At 68.3% G+C, this 21,680-nt stretch carries 19 protein-coding genes; 5 read left to right on the top strand and 14 right to left on the bottom strand.

The annotated features are described in order from the left end of the window. Positions 1 to 6: 6 nt before the first annotated feature. Positions 7 to 1,086 carry a ferredoxin reductase gene (locus ARTB_RS07205; RefSeq protein WP_243178327.1) on the bottom strand — a complete coding sequence of 360 codons (1,080 nt, stop codon included), beginning with the start codon at positions 1,084 to 1,086 and terminating at the stop codon, positions 7 to 9. A gap of 97 nt (positions 1,087 to 1,183) precedes the next feature. Here ARTB_RS07205 and ARTB_RS07200 point away from each other — a divergent pair, with 97 nt between their 5' ends. After that, the gene (locus tag ARTB_RS07200; RefSeq protein ID WP_243178326.1) at positions 1,184 to 2,392 is read left to right on the top strand and encodes a PucR family transcriptional regulator; all 1,209 of its coding nucleotides are present in this window, start codon (positions 1,184 to 1,186) and stop codon (positions 2,390 to 2,392) included. Positions 2,393 to 2,417: 25 nt separating this feature from the next. Here ARTB_RS07200 and ARTB_RS07195 read toward each other — a convergent pair whose 3' ends face one another. Together ARTB_RS07195 and ARTB_RS07190 are read right to left on the bottom strand one after the other, a co-directional pair. After that, a complete protein-coding gene (locus tag ARTB_RS07195) occupies positions 2,418 to 3,776 on the bottom strand; it encodes a protein kinase domain-containing protein (protein WP_243178325.1) in 1,359 nt (452 codons plus the stop codon). Positions 3,777 to 3,947: 171 nt separating this feature from the next. Beyond that, entirely contained in the window at positions 3,948 to 5,561 is a 1,614-nt protein-coding gene (locus ARTB_RS07190) for a peptide chain release factor 3 (RefSeq protein WP_028276909.1), read from the bottom strand. Between the two features lie 376 nt (positions 5,562 to 5,937). Here ARTB_RS07190 and disA point away from each other — a divergent pair, with 376 nt between their 5' ends. Further along, positions 5,938 to 7,014 carry a DNA integrity scanning diadenylate cyclase DisA gene (gene disA, locus ARTB_RS07185; RefSeq protein ID WP_018774911.1) on the top strand — a complete coding sequence of 359 codons (1,077 nt, stop codon included), beginning with the start codon at positions 5,938 to 5,940 and terminating at the stop codon, positions 7,012 to 7,014. 42 nt (positions 7,015 to 7,056) lie between these two features. Here the strand turns inward: disA and ARTB_RS07180 are convergent, their stop codons facing one another. Further along, positions 7,057 to 7,773, bottom strand: coding sequence for a hypothetical protein (locus ARTB_RS07180; RefSeq protein ID WP_243178324.1), 717 nt, complete (start codon positions 7,771 to 7,773; stop codon positions 7,057 to 7,059). 275 nt (positions 7,774 to 8,048) lie between these two features. Between ARTB_RS07180 and ARTB_RS07175 the strand changes: the two genes are divergently transcribed. Together ARTB_RS07175 and ARTB_RS07170 are read left to right on the top strand one after the other, a co-directional pair. Then, the gene (locus ARTB_RS07175) at positions 8,049 to 8,885 is read left to right on the top strand and encodes an A/G-specific adenine glycosylase (protein ID WP_308197224.1); all 837 of its coding nucleotides are present in this window, start codon (positions 8,049 to 8,051) and stop codon (positions 8,883 to 8,885) included. Positions 8,886 to 8,901: 16 nt separating this feature from the next. After that, the gene (locus ARTB_RS07170; RefSeq protein ID WP_243178323.1) at positions 8,902 to 9,399 is read left to right on the top strand and encodes a hypothetical protein; all 498 of its coding nucleotides are present in this window, start codon (positions 8,902 to 8,904) and stop codon (positions 9,397 to 9,399) included. 3 nt (positions 9,400 to 9,402) lie between these two features. Here the strand turns inward: ARTB_RS07170 and dhaM are convergent, their stop codons facing one another. The 10 genes from dhaM to lysS all read right to left on the bottom strand — a co-directional run bounded on the left by dhaM (position 9,403) and on the right by lysS (position 20,602). Then, positions 9,403 to 10,074, bottom strand: coding sequence for a dihydroxyacetone kinase phosphoryl donor subunit DhaM (gene dhaM, locus ARTB_RS07165; protein WP_243178322.1), 672 nt, complete (start codon positions 10,072 to 10,074; stop codon positions 9,403 to 9,405). Further along, the gene (dhaL, locus tag ARTB_RS07160; protein ID WP_243178321.1) at positions 10,071 to 10,703 is read right to left on the bottom strand and encodes a dihydroxyacetone kinase subunit DhaL; all 633 of its coding nucleotides are present in this window, start codon (positions 10,701 to 10,703) and stop codon (positions 10,071 to 10,073) included. The genes dhaM and dhaL overlap by 4 nt, the downstream gene beginning before the upstream one ends. A gap of 2 nt (positions 10,704 to 10,705) precedes the next feature. After that, positions 10,706 to 11,707 (bottom strand): dihydroxyacetone kinase subunit DhaK, encoded by a 1,002-nt coding sequence (dhaK, locus tag ARTB_RS07155; RefSeq protein ID WP_243178320.1) that lies wholly within the window; start codon positions 11,705 to 11,707, stop codon positions 10,706 to 10,708. A gap of 157 nt (positions 11,708 to 11,864) precedes the next feature. After that, positions 11,865 to 12,146 carry a hypothetical protein gene (locus ARTB_RS07150; RefSeq protein WP_243178319.1) on the bottom strand — a complete coding sequence of 94 codons (282 nt, stop codon included), beginning with the start codon at positions 12,144 to 12,146 and terminating at the stop codon, positions 11,865 to 11,867. A gap of 211 nt (positions 12,147 to 12,357) precedes the next feature. Then, complete coding sequence (locus ARTB_RS07145) at positions 12,358 to 12,891, bottom strand: amino-acid N-acetyltransferase (protein WP_173403079.1); 534 nt, start codon at positions 12,889 to 12,891, stop codon at positions 12,358 to 12,360. Between the two features lie 60 nt (positions 12,892 to 12,951). Further along, entirely contained in the window at positions 12,952 to 15,075 is a 2,124-nt protein-coding gene (locus tag ARTB_RS07140) for a S9 family peptidase (protein WP_243178318.1), read from the bottom strand. 245 nt (positions 15,076 to 15,320) lie between these two features. Beyond that, positions 15,321 to 17,813, bottom strand: a complete 2,493-nt coding sequence (locus ARTB_RS07135) for an ATP-dependent Clp protease ATP-binding subunit (protein ID WP_028276917.1) — start codon at positions 17,811 to 17,813, stop codon at positions 15,321 to 15,323. A 604-nt stretch (positions 17,814 to 18,417) separates the two neighbouring features. Next, on the bottom strand, positions 18,418 to 18,744 hold the full coding sequence (locus tag ARTB_RS07130) for a histone-like nucleoid-structuring protein Lsr2 (RefSeq protein WP_028276918.1): 327 nt from the start codon (positions 18,742 to 18,744) through the stop codon (positions 18,418 to 18,420). Between the two features lie 152 nt (positions 18,745 to 18,896). Continuing rightward, positions 18,897 to 19,067 (bottom strand): hypothetical protein, encoded by a 171-nt coding sequence (locus tag ARTB_RS07125; protein ID WP_223914693.1) that lies wholly within the window; start codon positions 19,065 to 19,067, stop codon positions 18,897 to 18,899. Between the two features lie 2 nt (positions 19,068 to 19,069). Beyond that, positions 19,070 to 20,602, bottom strand: coding sequence for a lysine--tRNA ligase (gene lysS, locus ARTB_RS07120; RefSeq protein ID WP_243178317.1), 1,533 nt, complete (start codon positions 20,600 to 20,602; stop codon positions 19,070 to 19,072). 100 nt (positions 20,603 to 20,702) lie between these two features. Between lysS and ARTB_RS07115 the strand changes: the two genes are divergently transcribed. Next, complete coding sequence (locus tag ARTB_RS07115) at positions 20,703 to 21,680, top strand: alpha/beta fold hydrolase (RefSeq protein ID WP_243178316.1); 978 nt, start codon at positions 20,703 to 20,705, stop codon at positions 21,678 to 21,680.

Here is a 21,680-nt window from a genome sequence, read left to right as displayed (position 1 = left end):
TACTCCTCAGAGGTCGAGGTTAACGGGGCCGGCGGCTGCCGACACGCACGTCTGGATTAGTTGGCCGGGCTCGCCGTGCACTTCGTTGGTGCGCAGGTCACGGACGTGGCCGGCCCGCAGCGGGATGAGGCAGCTGTGGCAGATACCCATCCGGCAGCCGCTGGGCATGAGGATGCCGGCGTCCTCGCCGACATCGAGCAGCGGGGTGTCGCCATCGGCCTCGACTTCACGGTCGGAGGCCTCGAAGGTGACCAGGCCGCCGTCGTGCCCTGCGCCGCCGGCGAGGCTGGTGCTGAAGCGTTCGATGGTCAGGGTGCCCGAGCTGGCCGCGGCCTGCTGGGCGTCCTCCGCTTCGGCCTCCCACAACGCCTCGGCGTCGTTGAGGTACCCTTCCGGACCGCATGCGTAGGCGGCGCGCTGGCGCCAGTCCGGGCAGAGCCGGTCCAGGTCGGCGGCCGAGGTGAAGTCCAGCCGTCCGCTCTCACCAGTGAACCAGTGCGTGACGCGCAGGTTGGGGAACTGGTCGGCGAGCTCGGCGAGTTCTTCACGGAAGATGGTGTCCGCGGCGGTGCGGGCGGTGTGGATCAGGACGACGTCCGAATCCGGGCGGTGCGGAACGAGCGTGCGGATCATCGACATCACCGGGGTGATCCCGCTGCCGGCCGTGAGCATGAGCAGCGGCCGCGGATGCTCGGGAAGGACGAAATCGCCCTGCGGGGGCGCCAGGAACAGGACGTCGCCGGGCTTGGTGCCGCGCACGAGGGCCCCGGACACGGCGCCCATGTCGGTCACGGTGATTGCCGGGTCCTGTCCGGCGGGGGCGCTGAGCGAGTAGGACCGCCAGTGGCGGACACCGTCGAGCTCGACGCCAATACGGGCCCACTGGCCGGCAAGATGTGCTTGCCAGCCGCGGCCGGGACGGAAGAAAATGGTGGCGGAATCGGCCGTTTCTGGAACCACCCTGGTGACCACGCCGCGCAATTGGCGGGCGGAAAACACGGGATTGAACAGCGACAGAATGTCTTCTGGAGCTAGTGGGGTGGTCAGTAGAGATGCGGCGCGCGCCAGCTTACGGAGCCGGATCATTCATCAAGCTTATGTCAGATTGCGCCATACTTCTTCACCCAAGGCATACGATCGACTTGAGAAAACTATCCCGCCGCAACAACTCATCGGACTTTCCATGAACACATCCCCTGCCCGGGAGCCTGCCGACCCCACCCCCGCCTACGATCCTCCCTGGCTGGCCCTGCCGCGGGAGGTCAGCGACATGCTGCGGCCGCGGATGCCCGGCATTGTCGAGGCCATCATCGAGGCCGTCCCGCAGCTCGTCCCGGCGTACGCCAGGCCGATCGAGGGGCGCTTTGGCAGGGGGCTGCGCAGGGGCGTGGCCGCGGCGCTGGACCGCTTCCTGCAACTGCCCGGGACCCGGCTGCCGGCGCTGTCCGAGGAAAGCCGGGAACTGGTGGCCGGGCTGGGCAGCGGCGAGTTCCGGCAGGGGCGGAGCATGGACGCGCTCCTGAGCGCCTACCGGATGGGCGCCCGCGTGACGTTCCGGGAGATGTCCAAAGTCTCAGTGGAACACCATCTGGGCCAGGGCGTCGTGGTGGACCTGGGCGAATCGATCCTCGCGTACATCGATGAGCTGTCGGCGGTCAGCGCCGAGGCCTACGCCTTTGAGCAGTCCGAACGGGCCGGAGCAGTGGACCGGCGGCGCACCGAACTGCTGGACCTGCTCCTGCTAGGCCAGGCCGACGAGGCGGCCCTGCGCCAGACGGCGGCGATGGCGGACTGGTCCCTGCCCCAGCGCATGGCGGTGGTGACGCTGCCGCTGGACCGGGCGGCCGGGCTGCGGCTGCGCCTGGGCCCGGGCACCCTTGTGATTGAGCGCGAGACCGATGTTGTCGCCTTGGTGCCGGCGCGGATGTCGCGCTCCGCCCGGGACGACCTGGACCGTGCCCTGAAGGGGCGCGGCGCTTCCGTGGGACCGGCCGGGGGCTGGGAGAGGGTTCCGGATTCGCTGCGGCTGGCCGTGCTGGCGGCCGCAGCACTGCCTCCGCGGGAGGGACCGGATGATCCCCCGATCTGGGCCGACGAGCACCTGGCGCAGGTGATTCTCGGTGCAGAACCCTCAGCGATCACGGAACTCGCCAACCGCCGGCTCGCGCCGCTGGAAGGGCTCCGGCCCGCACAGCGCGACCGGCTCGCCGAAACCCTGCTCTCCTGGTTGCGCCACTGGGGCCAGCGGGCGCCCGTGGCCGCCGAGCTCGGGATTCACCCGCAGACCGTGGGCTACCGGGCAGCGCAGCTGCGCGAGCTCTTTGGCGACGCCCTCGAGGACCCAACGGCGCGCTTCGAACTCGAACTGGCCCTTCACGCCGGCCGGCGGTAGGCCAGCCCGTCAGGCGGACCGCGGGTTACCCGGCGAGCGCCCGCCGGCTGTGGAGCCGCAACTCCAGGTCGTGCATCACGAGCGCCGCCAGGTCCTCCAGCGCAGCCGTGTCCTCATCGCTGAACTCGCGGGGCTCACGGTCCAGGATGCAGAAGGTGCCCAGGTTGTAGCCGTCCGGAGTGCGCAGCGGCACCCCGGCATAGAACTGCAGGCCGAACTCGCCTGCCACGAGGGGGTTGGCCAGCGTCCGGGGATCGTTGACGGCGTCCTGGACAATCCAGGCATCGCCCTGCAGGACGGCGGAGGCGCACAATCCGGGGTCCCGGCCGATTTCCGTGACATCCGTGCCGTGGTGGGACTTGAACCAGATCCGGTCATGGTCCACAACACTGACAATCGCCACGGGCACCGAGAACATGCGTGCGGCCAGCGCCGCGATCCGGTCAAAGACGCCGTCCGCGGGAGTGTCCAGGATCCGGTACCGCTCGACCGCCTGCATGCGCCCTTCTTCGTCGGTCAACAGCGCGGCCCGGTCCCGGCGGCGGCGTCCTGTGCCGTTGATGACTTCCTGGCGCAGGGCCAGGGACACTTCCCGGGCCGGCGGGCGGGCGGCCGGATCCCTGTCCAGCATGGAGGTCAGCAGGGCCGCCCACATGGGCGCGATGTCTTCAGGGACGTCCGGGTCGTGGAGCAGCCGGGCCAGGGCGGACTGCACCGGCGCGCCGGGATAGGCCATTTTCCCGGTCAGGCCTTCCAGCAGGACCAGCCCCAGCGAATAGACGTCGCTGGCGGGGCCCGCCGGTTCGCCGGCAGCCTGTTCGGGGCTGAGGTAGGCCGGGGTGCCGGAGCTGTCATCGGGGTCGCCGTGGTGGCCTTCGCGGATGGTGATGGCCACGCCGAAGTCACTGAGTTTGGCGCGGGCGCGCCGGTCCTCGACGCTGTAGTCCACGAGCAGGATGTTGGCCGGCTTGACGTCCCGGTGGATGATGCCGTGGTGGTGGATGTGCGCAAGACCGTCGGCGAGATCGTGTCCGATCAGCGCCATGTGGGCCGCCGACAGCGGGCCCTCGGCCGAGCGGCGGCGCAGGTCGGGGCCGCGGACGAGTTCCATCACCAGATAACTGAGCCGGCGGGTCGGGTCACTGAGGTCCGTGCCGGCGTCGAACAATGTCACGAGGGCGTGGTGGGCCATCCCCGCCAGGATCCGCACTTCATCGGCTTGCCTGCGGGTCCGTTCTTCGTCCACTGTCCCGTCGCGGAAGAGTTTGACTGCCACTTCACGCCCCAGGACCTCGTCCGTGGCACGGTACACGCTCGATTGGCTGCCCCGGCCAATGAGTTCTTCGATCCGGTAGCGCCCGCTGAGCAGGAAACCGGGGTCCATGGTTGTCAAAGGTCTACGTGGTCCCTCTAATGGGGCCGCCGCTGGAAGCGGGCGGATCAGTCCAAAGCCGGGACAAATCCCGGCACCCGCATCATAAGCAAGCTTACTTATCATAACGTGGAAACCGGATTCCGGAAGACTTCCGGGGAGTCTTTCGGTCCGCCGCCTAGGCTATTTTGCGGGGTTGTGGGTCCCGATCGGCACCAGGGTGAGGTCAGGGTGGTTCTTTTCAATCCGGCGCAGGGCCCAGACGTCGTTGAACAGGGCCAGGTATTCCCCGTCGGAGCGCAACAGGACTTCGGCGCCGGGGACGTTGGCCAGCGCCGGCATGGCGTCGGCGGTCGAGATCCGGGCCATGGAATACGGGAGCCGCTCCAGCCGCATCGGGGCGCTGAAGTCGTGCGCCATGCGGTCCTCGACCACTTCGAACTGCATGGGGCCGACGGCGGCAAGAACGGGCGCCTGGTCGCCGCGGATGTCGGAGCGGAGCACCTGGATGACGCCCTCGTGCTCGAGTTGTTCGATGCCGCGGCGGAACTGCTTGAACCGGCTCGGGTCCTTGGAGCGCGCCACCTGGAAGTGCTCCGGGGCGAACAGCGGGATCGCCGGGAACTCTACGGGCTGGTCCAGGAACAGGCTGTCCCCCACCCGGAGGGAGGAGGCGTTCACGAGGCCCACCACGTCGCCCGGGAAAGCCTCGTCGATCACCTCGCGTTCGCGGCCGAAGACCTGCTGGGCGTACTTGGTGGCGAAGGATTTCCCCGTCCGGGTCTGGGTGACCACCATGCCGCGCTCGAACATGCCGGAGCAAACACGGATGAAGGCAACGTGGTCGCGGTGGGCCTTGTTCATGCCGGCCTGGACCTTGAAGACGAACCCGGCGAACGGGGCATCCACGGGGCGGGGGTCGCCGTCGACGTCGGGCCGCGGTGCAGCGGGCGGGGCGAAGTCGACGAGGGCGTCGAGGATTTCCTTGACGCCGAAGTTCAGCGCGGCCGAGCTGAAGAGGATCGGCGTCGCCTTGCCGGCGTGGAAGGCCGCGACGTCGAACGCCAGGTTGGATTCGATGACCAGTCCGGCCTCGTCCACGGCGTTGGACCAGTCGTCGCCCTGGCTGGCGGCGGCCTCGTCGGGGGTGAAGTATTCGGTGAGGGCGATGTTGGCGCCGGCGTTGTTGCGCTTGAACTGCGCGAAGCGGTCGTTGCGCAGGTCCCAGACGCCGCGGAAGTCGCCGGAGATGCCAACGGCCCAGGTCAGCGGCATCGGCTGCAGGCCGGTGCGTTCGGTGATCTCGTCCATCAGCGCCAGGGCGTCCAGGCCGGGCCGGTCCCACTTGTTGATGACAGTGATGATGGGCAGGTTGCGCTGCTTGCAGACCTCGAAGAGCTTCATGGTCTGGGTTTCCAGGCCCTTCGCGGCGTCGACCAGCATGACGGCACAGTCCACGGCCGCGAGCACGCGGTAGGTGTCCTCGGAAAAGTCGGCGTGGCCCGGGGTGTCCAGGAGGTTAATGACGGTGTCCCGGTAGGCGAACTGCAAAGCGGCAGAGCTGATGGAGATGCCGCGGTCCTTTTCCATCTGCATCCAGTCCGAGACCGTCTCCTTGCGGTTGGCCTTTCCGCTGGAGGCGCCGGCCGTGCCGATCACCTTTGCGTGCAGCGCCAGGGCCTCCGTCAGGGTGGATTTGCCGGCGTCGGGGTGCGAAATGACCGCGAAAGTCCGGCGCCGGGCCGCCTGCTTGTGAATCTCCTGGACTCGGGCGGGGCTGAGGACTTCTTGAGACACGATGCTACTTTCGCTGCGGCAGTGGACGGGTCACGGCGCGGAGAGCCCGCGGTACACCCAAGGATCCAAGTTTATCGCAGGCCGCGGACCGCGGACGAAGCTGCGGCCGGACCGCGCATGAAGCTGCGCGGGGCCCGGGCACGAAGCTGCGGCCTTGCGGCGCCAAAATGCCCTCACGGACGGCGCCCGCGCTAGCCCTTCAGGAGGCCCGCGGCGGCACGCCGCAATGGACCACTTTAAGGCTTGCCTGTGCGGAAGTGGCCGTGCTTTACCCCTATCATGGGGAGATCGGGGAACTGAGTACTTTGATCCTGCCGGGAGACCCTGGAATCCGGCGCACTTGCAGGCTCGTCCCTGCACCTTTGAAGGGAAATCTATGGCTCGGAGCCCTGAAGATGCGCTCAAGGCGACCCTGGCCAGGGTGGCACCGGGCACAGCCCTCCGCGACGGCCTGGAACGCATCCTCCGCGGCCGGACCGGCGCGCTGATCGTGCTGGGCATCGACAGGACCATCGAGTCCATCTGTTCGGGCGGCTTCGAGATCGGCATCGACTTCTCCCCCACCCGGCTGCGGGAACTGGCGAAGATGGACGGCGCCATCGTCTGCGACAAGGATGCCAGCAACATCCTGCGCGCGGCCGTCCAGCTCGTCCCGGACTCGAGCATCGAAACGCAGGAATCGGGCACCAGGCACCGGACCGCGGAACGCGTGGCCATCCAGACGGGCGTCCCGGTCATTTCGGTCAGCCAGTCAATGCAGATCATCGCGCTGTACGTGCACGGGCTGCGCCACGTCCTGGAGGGCTCCGAGAAGGTCCTGGCCCGCGCCAACCAGGCCCTGGCAACCCTGGAACGCTACCGCTCGCGCCTGGACCAGGTCACCAGCTCACTCTCCGCCCTGGAAATCGAGGCCATGGTGACGGTCCGTGACGTAGCGGTCACCCTGCAGCGCCAGGAAATGGTGCGCAGGATCTCCGAGGAAATCTCCCAGTACGTCCTGGAACTGGGCGAGGACGGCCGCCTGCTCTCGCTGCAGCTGGACGAGCTCACCGTCGGCCGCGGCCCGGGCAGCGACGTCATCATCCGGGACTACTCCGGTCCGGCCGCAACAGCGGAGGACATCGACAAAGCGGTCAAGGCCCTCGTCAGCCTGGGCCCGACCGAGCTGATCGACTTGGGCAAGATCGCCGGGATCGTCGGCTTCGCCGGCGGCGAGGCCAACCTCGACGCCGTCGTGCAGCCGCGCGGCTACCGCCTGCTCTCCGGGCTCAAGGCCGTGCCGAAGGCCGTCGCCGACCGGCTCGTCGACCACTTCGGTGGCCTGCAGTTCCTGATGGCGGCAACAATCGATGACCTCATGACCGTCGACGGGATCGGTGACCAGCGTGCCAGGACCGTCAGGGAGGGCCTGAGCCGCATGGCCGAGGCCAGCCTGCTGGACCGCTTCCTCTAACCCCCTCCACAAACCCGTCGGGGGTAGCTGGAGTTATACGGGTCAGCTGAGCTGGAACACGGCCTTGGGGCTGTTCTTGTTCGCCAGCCGGGCGGTGAAGACGTAGTAGGCGCCGCCGGCACCGGGCGTGGCCTCGACGGACTCGCAGCCCTGCACCGTGCGGTTGCGCTGCCACGGGAAGTTCGCCGTCTCACTCTTGCCCGGAGCAATGGTCTTCATCAGGTCCGCGCTCTCCGCCTGGCAGTCCTTGGAGGAGAAGATCCGGTCCGAGCCGCTGGTGATCATGTACTCCATCTGCGACGTCCCGATGTTGACCTCGCACGGGACCTTGTTGTTGTTGGTCACCGTGAGGCTCAGCAGCGGCTTCTCACCGGCGGCGTAAGCCTGTTTGTCGGTGGCGGCCGTAACGGTGATCAGATTCTGCTCGCAGCCCTCCCCCGATGTGGCCGTGGGTGAGGCCGAAGCCTCCCCGGACGCCGTGGGGCTCCCCGACGCGGAGCCAGCCGGGCTGGCCGCCGGCGACGCCCCTGCCCCGGACGGCTGGGCGCCGGCAGACTGGCCCCCGCCCATGGCATTCGAGACCGCCACAAAGCCGCCGAAGGCCACCGCGATGACGAGCAGCAGGACCACCCCTGCAAACAGCCGGCGGCGGCGGTAGACCCGGCGCAGCGGGGGCCGTCCGGATTTGCGCCCGGATTGCCCCGTGGCCGAACCTTTCGGCCGCGAACCGCCCGTACCTGAAGTGCCTTGCCTGACCATTCTTCTAGCCTAGAGAACCGCGCGGGCTATGGCGCCCGACCACGCCGCGGGACCGGACGCCGTCCCGATCCGTTACCCCGATCTATTACGCTGAATGGATCGAAACTCTAACCCCCACGCCCCCCGCATCCGCCGCGGCACCGCCGGAACCCCTGCCCGCCGGGGCGCCCGGCCGCGCCGGCAATCTCCCAGCCCTCCATGCGGCCCTGGATGACTGGTTCGCGTCCAACGCCAGGGACCTGCCGTGGCGGGCCGCGGACTGCACGCCCTGGGGTGTGCTGGTCAGCGAAGTGATGCTCCAGCAGACGCCGGTGGTCCGGGTCCTGCCGGTCTGGGAAGAGTGGCTGCGCCGCTGGCCGGAACCTGCAGATCTGGCCGGCGAACCCGCCGGGGAGGCCGTCCGGTCCTGGGGCCGGCTGGGATATCCCCGGCGCGCCCTGCGCCTGCATGCTGCCGCCGTCGCCATCAGGGACAGCCACGGCGGGGCCGTCCCCGACACCCATACCGAACTCCTGGACCTGCCGGGCGTGGGCAGCTACACGGCCGCGGCCGTCGCCGCGTTCGCCTACGGACGCCGCGAAACGGTGGTGGACACGAACATCCGCCGGGTCCACGCGCGGCTGGTCACCGGCTCTGCCCTGCCGGCGCAGGCCCTGACCGCCGCCGAAATGCGGCTGGCGGCATCGCTGCTCCCGGACCGCCCCGACGCCTCGGTGCGCTGGAACGCCGCCGTCATGGAACTCGGCGCCCTGGTCTGCACTGCTCGGACCCCCAAGTGCGGCCAGTGCCCTGTCCGGGAGTCCTGCGCCTGGCTGGCGGCCGGGGAGCCGGCGCCGACGTACACGCCCAAGGGACAGGCCTGGCACGGCACGGACCGGCAGGTGCGCGGCGCCGTGATGGCCGTCCTGCGGGCAGCCGAGGAGCCCGTGGCGCCGGTCCTGTTCCACCAGGCTCCAGCGGACCTGGGCTTCGAACCGCAGGGCATCGGCATCCCGCTCGCGGCCCTGCACCGGCTCAACGCGGCCCCCGAGCAGCTGGAACGGGCGCTGGCAGGGCTGCTGGGCGACGGCCTCGCCGAACTGCACCAGGGCGGCTTCCGGCTCCCGGGCTGAGGATCTACGCTGGAGCATGCGCAAGCTGGCGGCCGCGGCCGTGCTGGTCCTCACCGCAGTCCTGGCTGTCACGTGCCGGCCGGAGGCCGCCTGCCCGGCGATCGCCCAGGCGCCCGTTGTGTCGCTCACGGTGGACCGGGAGTACGCCCCGTCAGTGCGGACCATCCACCTGGCCGCCTGCCAGGACGGCCGCTGCAAGGAGGCGGACCTCGAACTGGTTCCCGGGAGCACGGCCGTGGACCAAGGCTGCGAGCCGGGCCCCTACGGCGGCGACGGCGTCTGCTCGGCCACTTCCTCACCCGACGGGACCCTGACCGGAATGCTGATGATGGAGACGCTGAGCGCCAGCCGGATCGAGGTGACGGCCACGGGCACGGACACCGCGGGGAACCCTCTGCCGGCCCGGACCGCGGCGTTCACGCCCAGGTCGGCGCACCCGTTTGGTGAGCAGTGCGGAACCTTCATCACCGCCAGCGTCGTGCTCGACGCGGCCGGCCTCCGCCAGGCACCCTAGCGCTTACGGCTCACCGAACCCCGAGCCGACCAGGCGTTCCAGGTAGTCGACCGCCTTGGCGGCGTCCGGGCCGCTGGCCTCCACGTGCAGGACGGTTCCCTTGCCGGCGGCGAGCATCATGAGTTCGGTCATGGAGGCGCCATCGGCGCCGTTCACGGTCACCTCGGCGTCCATGGCGGACAGGCCTCCGGCGATCTTCGCTGCCGGCCGGGCATGCATGCCGGTCTGGTTGACGAGTTCAAAGTCCCCGGTGGCGTCCGGCGGCTGCTGGTGCACATGCCCCGCCTCCGCGGGATGGGCCGGGGGCCGGTAGACGGCCTCGGCCGCGTCCTTCACCGCCGCCGCTTCGGCCCCTGCCTGGGCAGCCACCGCGGCCGCGACGAGTCCTTCGACGATGGGCGCGTCAGCAATCAGCACCGAGCCCGGGTCGGCTGCAAACTCCGCAGCGGACTCGGCCGTCATCACCGCGGAGCCGAGGTCGGCGAGCACCACCACACCGTCACCGGCAGCCTGCTCCAGGGCCGCCATGACCTTGTCCAGGCTCGTGCCGATGCGGCCGTCGTCGGTGCCGCCGGCGGGCAGGATCAGGACGTCGGGAGCCATCTGCGCGGCGAGTTCGACGGCGCCGTCCGCGATCTTGGAGCTGTGCGAGACGACCACCAGCCGGACTGTCATTCGGCCGCTCCGGCCGCGGCGCGCAGAATCAGCGCGCTGGAGACCGCTCCGGGGTCGCGGTGGCCGATGCTGCGCTCCCCCAGGTAGCTGGCCCGGCCCTTGCGGGCGAGCATCGGATCCGTGGACACGGCGCCGGCTTCGGCGGCCTCCGCCGCGGCTAGCAGCACCTTCCTGACATCGCCGTCGCCGTCGCCAGCCGCTGCGGCGGCCGCCTCGATCGCGGGCGTCCAGGCGTCCACCATGGTCTTGTCGCCGGATTCGGCCTTGCCGCGGGCGACGATCCCGTCGCGGGCGGCCTGCAGCGCGGCAGCGAGGGTGGCGGCGTCGACGTCGGAGGCCTCACCCAGGGCCGTGGCGGCCCGCAGGAACGCCGTGCCGTACAGCGGGCCGGCCGCCCCGCCGACCTTGGACATCAGCGTCATGGCCGTCAGTTTCAGGGCCGCGGCAGGGGTTTCCGGCGGCGTCTCGGCAAGTTTGTCCATCACGGCCTTGAAGCCGCGGTCCATGTTCTCGCCGTGGTCCGAGTCCCCGATGGGCCGGTCCAGCTCGATCAGTTCCACCCGGTGCTCCGCCATGGCCTGCGCCGAAAGCGTCAGCCACCTCACCGCCCAGCCGACGTCCAAGCCCACGGTCAGACGCCCCAGCGAAGGGCCGGAGTGTGCACGGGAGCGTCCCAGAGTGTTGTCATCTCGTCATCGAGGCGCAGGACAGTGATGGAGCAGCCCTGCATTTCGAGGGACGTGATGAAGTTGCCCACCAGGGAGCGGGCCACGGTGACGCCCTGCTCAGCCAGTTTCTGCGCGGCCCTGCGGTAGACGATGTACAGCTCGCTTTGCGGGGTGCCGCCCATGCCGTTGACGAACAGGAGCACCTGGTCCCCGGAAGCAAGGCCGAGGTCGCTGACCACCGGATCCAGGAGCCGGTCGGTGATCCCGTCGGCGTTTTCCATCGGGATGCGGTGCCGTCCCGGTTCGCCGTGGATGCCGATGCCGATCTCGATCTCGTTTTCCTCGAGCTCAAAACTGGGCACCCCGGCATGCGGAACGGTGCAGGCAGACAACGCCACGCCCATGCTGCGCACGTTCTGGTTGACGCGGTCACCGATCGCGGCGACGGCGTCCAGGTTGTCACCGCGCTCGGCGGCCGCACCGGCGATTTTCTCGACCAGGACGGTGCCGCCGACGCCCCGGCGCCCGGCCGTGTACAGCGAATCCTGCACGGCGACGTCGTCGTTGACGAGCACGGTGCGGATCTCGACGCCTTCGGCCTGCGCGAGTTCGGCGGCGGTTTCGAAGTTCAGGACGTCACCGGTGTAGTTCTTCACGATGTGCACGACGCCGGCGCCGGAGCTTACGGCCAGCGTGGCCGGCAGGATCTGGTCCGGAGTGGGAGAGGTGAACACGGCGCCCGGGACGGCGGCGTCGAGCATGCCCAGGCCCACGTACCCGCCGTGCAGCGGTTCGTGTCCGCTGCCGCCGCCGGAGACGAGCCCGACTTTCCCTGCGACGGGAGCGACCTTGCGCACGATGTATTTCGGGTCCGGGAAGACGGTCACGAGGTCGGCGTGAGCAAGCCCGAACCCCTCCACTGACTCGTCGACCACGGCTTTGGGATCATTGATGAGTTTCTTCATGGCGGTGCTCCCTGGATGGTGTCCTGGCTGCTTGCTTAGACCCTACTACCGGGGCACGGCCGGCGGTAGGCTCCCCGTTCCCCCGGCCCGGGCTCCCTGGCGGGCTGCGAATCCCGGGGCGGCGGGGTTGTGGCCGCGCGTTCCGAACCCCCGCGCTTCAGGCCTGTTGGTCAGCCCCCGCCGGAGAATGCGGCCAGGCATCGACGCCCAGCCATGAGAACGGCGGCGCGGCGAGCCGGCCCTTGCGGGCGCGGGACGTGGCCGGCGGTCCCGATGCGGCAGATACTGTCTCGGCGGTTTGCCCCGTCACGGGCGCGCCGGTGCCGGGCGAGGAGTGGTTGGCGGGTTCGGGCGGCAGCGCTTCCAGCGGCTGGTCCGGCGGCCCTGCCGGAGCGCTGGCGATTGAGCTGTGGATTGCGGAGAGATCGGGAAAAATCACGGCTTTGTGCAATTTTTTGCCTCCGGAAGTATGGCGGCCCACCCCCTGGGCCGGCATCAGTTTATCCACCAAATTTACTGAAGGGAAGCCCTGCGTGGACGTCGAGTTCCTGGCGGCTGCCGGCGCCGGCCTGGAGCCACTTTCGCTGGCCGGGGCGCCGCCTTCGCTGGCCGGCGAACAGCCGCGCGCAGCCGCAAAAACCCGGCGGCGGCTACAGCTCCTTGATCATCCTGGTGTTGCCCAGCGTGTTCGGTTTGACCCGCGCCAGGTCCAGGAACTCGGCCACGCCTTCGTCGTGCGAGCGCAGGAGCTCGGAATACACCACGGGGTCGACGGCGGTCTGGTCAGCCATGACTTCAAAGCCGTGCTTTTTGAAGAACTCCACTTCGAACGTCAGGCAGAAGACCCGGGAGACTCCCAGTGCGCGGGCATCCTCCAGCAGGCGCTCCACCAGCGCGTGGCCCACGCCTTTGCCGCGCCAGGCGTCCGAGGCCGCGAGGGTGCGGACCTCCGCGAGGTCCTCCCACATGACGTGCAGCGCCCCGCAGCCGATCACCCCGCCGTCTTCGGATTCGGCGATCCGGAACTCCTGCAGGCTTTCGTAGTAGGCCACGGTTTCCTTGGCCATGAGGATCCGCTGGTCGGCCAGCGGCGCCACGAGGGTCTTGATGGCGCCAACGTCGTCGGTGCGGGCGGGGCGGATGCGGATCGTCTCAGTCGCGGTCTCAGTCACGGTCTCAGTCACAGCCCAATCTTACGGGTGCCCCGGGCCCGGCCGGCTCTCTGCCGGCACGGGCCCGGTCCGTCAGAGACCGAGTTCGTCGGGGACGGGAACGTCCTTGTCCAGCAGGTTCCTAGCCAGGAAGTGCTCCACGACGCCGTACCAGACCTTGGCGTGCTGCGGCTGCAGGATCCAGTGGTTCTCGTCCGGGAAATACAGGAAACGGTGGTCCGTTTCGCCGTTTCCGTCTGCCGCCAGCTGCGACTTGGCGAGCAGTTCGTACCAGAGCCGGAGTCCCTCGCCGATCGGCACGCGGTAGTCCTTGTCGCCATGGATGACCAGCATGGGAGTGCGGATGTTCTCCACGTGCAGGTGCGGGGAGTTCTCCAGCGCCATCTCGGCCGTCATCTCCTTGAGCCAGTACTGCGCGGCGTCGGTGGTGGGGCCGAACTGGTCCAGGGCCCAGAGGCTGGCGTGCGTGACGATTGCCTTGAAGCGGTCCGTCTGCCCGGCCACCCAGTTGGCCATGTACCCGCCGAACGAGCCGCCCATGGCGGCCGTGCGCGTCTGGTCGATGTCGGGGCGCTGCACGACGGCGTCGGTGATGGCCATCAGGTCGGTGAACGGAGCCTTGCCCCATTCCCCCCAGCCACGCTGGATGTGGTCCTGGCCGTAGCCGGTGGAGAGGGCGGGGTCCGGGAGCAGCACCGCGTAGCCGCGCGCCACCAGCAGCCACGGGTTCCAGCGCCAGGTCCAGGCGTTCCAGGATCCCAGCGGGCCGCCATGGATCCAGAGCAGCAGCGGGGCCGGGGCCGCGGCGGACGCGCCCTCGGGCAGGGCCAGGTACGCGGGCACACGGGCCCCGTCGGCCGCCGTCGTCTCCACGCGCTCCAGCGTGCCCGTGAAGCGGGGGCGTTCCGCGGGCGCGGGCAGGCGGACGACGTCACCGGAGGCGAGGTCGATCCGTACAGGTTCGGCGGGGAATTCGTAGGAGCTGCGCATGGCGTAGGCGCTGCGTCCGTCCGGTGCGACAACGACGTCGGTGTACGCCGCGGCGTCGGCCGTCAGGCGTAGCACTTGGGCCGCCCCGCCCGGGTCTCCGGCCACACCGATCCGGAATACCGGCGATGCGCCGTCCTCGTCGGCGATGACCAGCAGGGCCGATCCGTCCGGCAGCCATGCGGCAGGGCGGGCCCAGCGGTCCCAGTCATGGGCGAGCGGCGTCAGGGCGCCGTCCCCGGCCGCCGAGCCGGCGACGTCGAGGAGGTGCAGCAAGACCCGCGGGGCTGCCAGCGGCGTGGTGTCGCTTTCGCTGACCACCACCAGGCTCCGGCCGTCCGGACTGACCGGGCCCGGGAAGTAGCTCTGGCCTTCCGTGTCCAGAAGGACCGTGCGGGTGCCGGTGGCGACGTCGATGGCGACCAGGACGGAACGTGAATCGGCATTGGCGAGGGGCTTGGCGAAGCTGCTGTAAATCGTCGTGCCGTCCGGGCTGAGCACCGATTCGGCGTCCCTGAGCCGCATGCCGGCGTCGGGCGTCAGGTTGCGCAGCTTCAGCGGCGGCGCGGCGTCGACGGTGGCCGGCTTTCCGGCCTCCAACGGGTCTCCGGGTTCGACGGCGAACAGCCGCGGCTGCGCCGGGCCCAGGTCCGCATCCCAGTAGCGGACAGGGTATCCGCTGTGCAGGATGGCCGCGACCTTGTTGTCCTTGCGCGCTTTCCGGCGTTCCTCGTCATTGTCCTCGTCCGTGGAACCGGCCAGGACCGAGGCCGCGACCACCACGGTGTCGGCGTCCTTGGCGGCGTGGACCCCGCCGATTCCGCCGGCCCGGGACAAGGCCACCCGGGCTTCGCCGCCGTCGGACGGCAGGATCCAGAGGGCGTTCACCGGGTCTGCCTCGGGGCTCTCCGGATCGGGACGGGCCGAGGTGAAGTACAGGTCGCCGTTGGCGGCAAACACCGCACCGGCCTCCCCTTTGGCGCTGCGTGTGATCCGGCGGGCCTGTTTGGCCCCGCCCGGATCCACCTCCCACAGCGCGGTGCAGTATTCGGTGCCTTTCGCGCCGAGGGTCGCCACGGTGGTCACCAGCCGGGCGCCGTCCGGGCTCAGCGTCAAACCGCTCACTCTGGGGATCGCGAGGTAGTGGTCCAGATCGTGGAAGGGGGTCTCGGGTTGTTCGCTCAGGGTCTCTGAGTCCTTAGCAGCCATGCACCGATTCAACACCGTATGTGGTATCGATCACAAAACGTTCACTAAGAGTGAAACACTGCTTTCAGACACGGCTCCCCTATCATGCGGGACGGGCCCTGGCACTTCAGCACGGCCACCGTTCGCCGAAGATGGCCACTAAGCCAGCTCCCATAGCGGCCATCTCCGGCAAATGCTTCACGACGGCGGGCAACGCAAAGGCCCCGCCGTCCCTTTCGGGGCAGCGGGGCCGTTGTTGATGGTGCTTAGACGCTCGGAGCGATCTCCGGGATGCGCGGCTTGGCGTTGCCGGCGAAGGTGAACTTCGCGTCGTCGCCTTCGCCTTCCACGTCCACCACCACGATGTCGCCGGAGTGCAGTTCGCCGAAGAGGATCTTCTCGGAGAGCTGGTCCTCGATCTCGCGCTGGATGGTGCGGCGCAGCGGCCGGGCACCCATGGCGGGGTCATAGCCGCGGGTCGCCAGGAGAACCTTGGCCGCGGACGTGAGCTCGATGCCCATGTCCTTGTCCTTGAGGCGCTTCTCCAGGCGGGCGACGAACATGTCCACGATCTCGATGATCTCGTCCTGGGTCAGCTGCGGGAAGACCACAACATCGTCAACACGGTTCAGGAACTCGGGGCGGAAGTGCTGCTTGAGCTCTTCCGTGACCCGGGCCCGCATCCGGTTGTAGCCGGTCTGCGTGTCCGTGCCGGACTGGAAGCCGGTGGCAACGCTCTTGGAGATGTCCCGGGTGCCGAGGTTCGTGGTCATGATGATCACGGTGTTCTTGAAGTCCACCACGCGGCCCTGGGAGTCGGTCAGGCGGCCGTCTTCCAGGATCTGCAGGAGCGAGTTGAAGAGATCGGCGTGCGCCTTCTCCACTTCATCGAACAGGACCACGGAGAACGGACGACGGCGGACCTTCTCGGTCAGCTGGCCGCCTTCCTCATAGCCGACGTAGCCCGGAGGGGCGCCGAAGAGCCGCGACACCGTGTGCTTCTCCGAGTACTCGGACATGTCCAGGGTGATCAGGGCGTCTTCCTCGCCGAACAGGAACTCGGCGAGGGCCTTGGCCAGTTCGGTCTTGCCGACACCGGTGGGGCCGGCAAAGATGAACGAGCCGCCCGGACGCTTGGGGTCCTTGAGGCCTGCACGGGTGCGCCGGATCGCCTGGGACAGGGCCTTGATGGCCTCGTTCTGGCCGACCACGCGCTTGTGGAGCTCGTCTTCCATCTTCAGCAGGCGCGAGGACTCTTCCTCGGTCAGCTTGAAGACCGGGATGCCGGTGGAGTTCGCCAGCACCTCGGCGATGAGGTCTTCATCAACTTCGGAGATGTCGTCCATGCCGCCGGTCTTCCACTGGCGTTCCTTTTCGGCGCGCTCGGCAATGAGCTTCTGCTCCTTGTCGCGCAGCGACGCGGCGCCTTCGAAGTCCTGCGCGTCGATCGCGGATTCCTTCTCCAGCTTCATGGCGGCGATCTTCTCGTCCATGATCTTGAGCTCCGGCGGGGCAGTCATGCGGCGGATGCGGAGCCGCGCACCGGCCTCGTCGATCAGGTCGATCGCCTTGTCCGGCAGGAAGCGGTCCGAGATGTAGCGCTCGGAAAGGGCCGCCGCCGAGGCGAGGGCGCCGTCGGTGATGGTGACCCGGTGGTGCGCCTCATACCGGTCGCGGAGGCCCTTGAGGATCTCGATCGCGTGCGCGACGGAGGGTTCCTTGACCTGGATCGGCTGGAAGCGGCGCTCCAGCGCGGCATCCTTCTCGATGTGCTTGCGGTACTCGTCCAGCGTGGTGGCACCGATGGTCTGGAGCTCGCCGCGGGCCAGCATGGGCTTCAGGATCGAGGCCGCATCGATGGCACCTTCGGCGGCACCGGCGCCCACCAGGGTGTGGATCTCATCGATGAACAGGATGATGTCGCCGCGCGTGCGGATCTCCTTGAGGACCTTCTTCAGGCGCTCTTCGAAGTCGCCGCGGTAGCGGGAACCGGCCACGAGGGACCCGAGGTCCAAGGTGTACAGCTGCTTGTCCTTGATGGTCTCCGGGACATCGCCGCGGACGATCGCCTGGGCCAGGCCCTCGACGACGGCGGTCTTGCCGACGCCGGGCTCACCAATCAGCACAGGGTTGTTCTTGGTGCGGCGGGAAAGGACCTGCATGACGCGTTCCATTTCCTGCTCGCGGCCGATCACAGGGTCCAGTTTGTTCTCGCGGGCCGCCTGGGTCAGGTTGCGGCCGAACTGGTCAAGGACAACGGACCCGGCCGGGGTCCCCTCAGCCTGTCCGGGGCCTACACCGGCGCCCGTGGCTTCCTTGCCCTGGTAACCCGAGAGCAGCTGGATAACCTGCGACCGGACCCGGTTCAGGTCTGCGCCGAGCTTAACGAGCACCTGGGCGGCAACGCCTTCGCCCTCCCGGATAAGGCCGAGGAGGATGTGCTCGGTACCAATGTAGTTATGGCCCAGCTGCAGCGCCTCGCGCAGCGAGAGCTCCAGGACCTTCTTGGCGCGGGGGGTAAAGGGGATGTGGCCGGAGGGCGCCTGCTGGCCCTGGCCGATGATCTCCTGGACCTGCTCGCGGACACCGTCGAGCGAAATGCTCAAGGATTCAAGGGCTTTGGCGGCAACACCTTCACCCTCATGGATCAGACCCAAGAGGATGTGTTCGGTACCAATGTAATTGTGGTTCAGCATGCGTGCCTCTTCTTGGGCAAGCACAACTACGCGACGGGCACGGTCCGTAAATCGCTCAAACATTTCGCCACACTCCTAGCTACGACGTACTTTGATGCTACGTGGCCGGGTTCCAGATTTGGGGCTTGTTCGCCACAGGGGAAACCGGAGGGTTGCGCAACCGCGCCCGGACCGGGTCCCCCGGCCAGGGGCAAGAACCGCCCGGAACCCCTCCGGACCGGCGCATTCTGCCCATCCGGAAGGGCGAAACCGGCCGCTAAGCGGGCCGTTCCGGCCGCGCGGACGGGCGGACGGGCGCACCGCCGGAAGGGTGGACGTTGCAATGCCGGACGGGCGCCGACGGCATGGCAAAGGTTCCCGAATTGCCGAAGATGGCCGCTAAGCCTGGACCCATTGCGGCCATCTTCGGCAAATGGTTCACCTCGTGCGGGACATCTGCCTGGAAATGCTGCCGGGGAGGAACACGGGCGGCGGAGTCTGTTCATCGCCGGACGGGCGGGCCGATCTGCTGGACGGGCGCCCCGACGCCGGCATGGCAATGCCCCCGTCAGATAACGGGGGCATTGGCATTTGACAGACGGTCGATTACGACGCCATGAAACGTGATTGCGGCTGGATACTGCGCCCTCATGCCGGGCCCCGCACTGCACCCTGACGCGGGTCCCTGCTAGGAATTAGCCTTTTGGTAAGCTTCCTGAATTTCAGCCTGGATGCGCCCGCGGCTGTTTACCGCATAGCCGTTGTCCCGTGCCCACTGGCGGATCTGGGCAGAGTCCTGATTCCGTCCGCTGGAAATTTTCGTGCGCGTGGCGCGTCCGCTTGACGTTTTGCGCGCGTGCGTCACAAATCGGTCCACCGCGGAGCGCAGTTCTGATGCATTGCTTGACGACAGGTCTATTTCGTAGCTGACGCCGTCAAGGCCAAACCGGACAGTTTCGTCCGCGGATCCCCCATCCAGATCATCAACGAGGATGATTTTTACTTTCTGTGCCATAAAGGACTCTCTTTCCAAAGATCGAGCGTTAAGAAAAGCAGGATGTATCTGGAATAAGTATCCTCCGCGTTACAGCAGGGAGTCAAAGCGCAAAACTCTGTCCAAAGGAAAACCGAAGGCGGCAATAGGGAACTATTACTTCTTTCGGGTAATTAGCTTCCCAGGGTCCCGGATTCCGGTCCTTTGGCCCTAGTTTCGGCTTCGGCATGGGCGCGGGCTTCTGCCTGCCGCTCTGATTTGTCGGCATTGAATATGGATTTCATGGCAAACCAGAAAAGCAGGCCCACCACGATGGGGGGCAGCAATACGGCGATGTAGTCCATGCTCAGTGTCCTTCGGGCTTCAACAGGGGGAAGAGGATCGTTTCGCGGATGCCGGATCCGGTGAACAGCATCACGAGCCGGTCGATGCCGAGGCCGATCCCGCCCATGGGCGGCGCGCCGTACTCGAGCGCACGGAGGAAGTCTTCGTCCAGCTGCATTGCCTCCACGTCACCCGCGGCGGAACGGCGGGACTGTTCGGTGAGGCGTTCGCGCTGGATGACCGGGTCGATCAGTTCGGAGAAGGCCGTGCCCCGCTCCATGCCGCCGATGATGAGGTCCCAGGCCTCAATCAGGCGGCCGTCTTCGCGGTGCTGGCGGGCCAGCGGCTGCGCGGACGGCGGATAGTCGTAGACGAACGTGGGGTTGAGCAACGTCGGCTCCACCAGTTCGCCGAAGAGTTCGACGACGAGCTTCTCGGCTTCCCAGGCGGCGTCGACCTTGACCTCGTGCTTGGCAGCCAGCTCAAGCAGCTCGGCAACCGGGGTATCGGGGGTTACTTCCTGGCCCACGAAGTCGGACAGTCCGGGGTAGACAGCCAGCCAGGTCCATTCGCCGTCGAGGTTGATCTCCCCGGCTTCGGTCTGCAGCACGCGGCCCACACCGGCGGCGTCGGCGGCGTCCAGGATGATCTCCTTGATCCGGTCCGCCATGACGAACTGGTCCGCCCACGCCTCGTAGGACTCCAAAGTGGTGAACTCGGGGCTGTGCGTGGAGTCCACGCCCTCGTTGCGGAAGACCCGGCCCATGTCGTAGACGCGGTCGATCCCGCCGACCACCGTGCGCTTGAGGTAGAGCTCGGTAGCGATGCGCAGCGTCATCTTCTGGTCGAAGGCGTTCATGTGCGTCTCGAAGGGACGGGCCGTGGCGCCGCCGTGAACCAGCTGCAGCATGGGGGTTTCCACCTCAACGTAGCCCTGGCGGTGCAGGGTTTCGCGGATGGAGCGGGTGATCGCGGCGCGGGTGTACACCATCTCGCGGGCTTCGTCGCGGACAATGAGGTCCACGTAGCGCTGGCGGACACGCGTTTCTTCGTTCAGCCCGGCGTGCAGCACGGGCAGCGGGCGCAGCGCCTTCGAGGCCATGGTCCAGGAATCCGCCATGACGGAGAGTTCGCCGCGGCGTGAGGAAATGACCTCGCCCTTGATGAAGACGTGATCGCCGAGGTCCACGAGGGACTTCCACTCCGCGAGCGCCTCCTCACCGATGTTGGCCAGGCTCAGCATGACCTGCAGCCGCACGGCTTTGCCGTCCAGGCCGCCCTCCTGGAGGGTGGCGAAGCAGAGTTTGCCCGTGTTGCGGATGAAGACGATGCGGCCGGTCACGCCAACGGCATCGCCGGTGGTTTCATCGGCCTGCAGGTAGGCGTATTTCTCCCGGATTTCCGTGAGCGAGTGCGTGCGTTCGACACCCACCGGATATGCCTCGACGCCGCGTTCGATCAGCTTGGCGCGCTTCTCCATGCGGATGCGGGTCTGTTCGCTGGCATCATGCGGCTCGGCGGCGGTGTTCGGGGTGGGGGTGTTTTGGGAAGTCACAATCCCCAAGTTTACCGTCGATTTGCGTCCGGGAAGGTCCCGGCCCGGTTCTGCCCGGGCGGCGGCCAGGGGGACGGGGTGCGGGAATAGACTCGAAGTTGTGGAGACATGGACAGTGAGGACCGACGACGGCAAGGGACACCTTGAGCTGCACACCATCCGCCCGGCGGGGCACGCACCGGGCAGAACAACCGCGTCCGACGCCGCCGTGGCGTCCCGCGGCGAAGGATCCGGCGTCGTCGTCGTGCACGGGACCCTGATCACCGATGCGCTCTACCGGTCCTTTGCCCGAAAACTTTGCCGGCTGCTGGACCAGCCGGTGCACTGCTACAACCGCCGCGGACGCGCCGGTTCCTCGCACCAGCCTGCCGACTATTCCGCCGCCACCGAGGTGGCCGACCTGGCAACCGTGCTCCGCGAGACCGGCGCCAGCGACGTCGTGGCCCACAGCTATGGCGGGTTCGTGGCCCTCGAGGCCGCCCGGCGCCTGCCGATCCGCAGGATGGTGACTTACGACGCCGCCGTGAGCCTCTCCGGGAACCTCACCCAGCGCTGGCGGCCCGAACTGGAAAGGTCCGTGGCTGCCGGCGAACTCGACCACGCCTGGGCGCATTTGGTGCAAGGCCTGGAGACGGCCGGCCCGGTGTCCATGCTGCCCCTGGGCGCACTGCGCATGCTCAGCATCCTCTCGGCCCGGACCAGGCTCGGCGCCGAAATGCGGCAACTGCTGCCCACGGCCGTCGCCGAGATGCGCGCCGTACTGGATGCCGACGCCGAACTCGAGGATTTTGCCGCCATCACCACCCCCACCCTCATGCTCAGCGGCGGCTGGAGCCCCGGCTACTTCGCCGACACGAGCCACCAGCTTGCCGACGCCGTCCCCGCGGTCAGCTTCGCCGTGGTCCCCGGGCAGCTCCACGAAGGCCCCATCCGGCCGGGAAGCCGGCTGGCCCTCCGCACGGCCCGGTTCCTCCACGGCGGACCCGGGGCTGCGACTCCGCCGCCCGTCAGCCTGGCCGGCAGCCTTGCAGCCGCGGGCGTGCCGGCCCGGTGGCGGCGCAGTGGGCCCGGCCGCTGA

This window comes from Arthrobacter humicola, assembly GCF_022803015.1.
GTDB lineage: Bacteria > Actinomycetota > Actinomycetes > Actinomycetales > Micrococcaceae > Arthrobacter > Arthrobacter humicola_A.
This window is presented reverse-complemented; position numbering and strand designations above follow the sequence as displayed.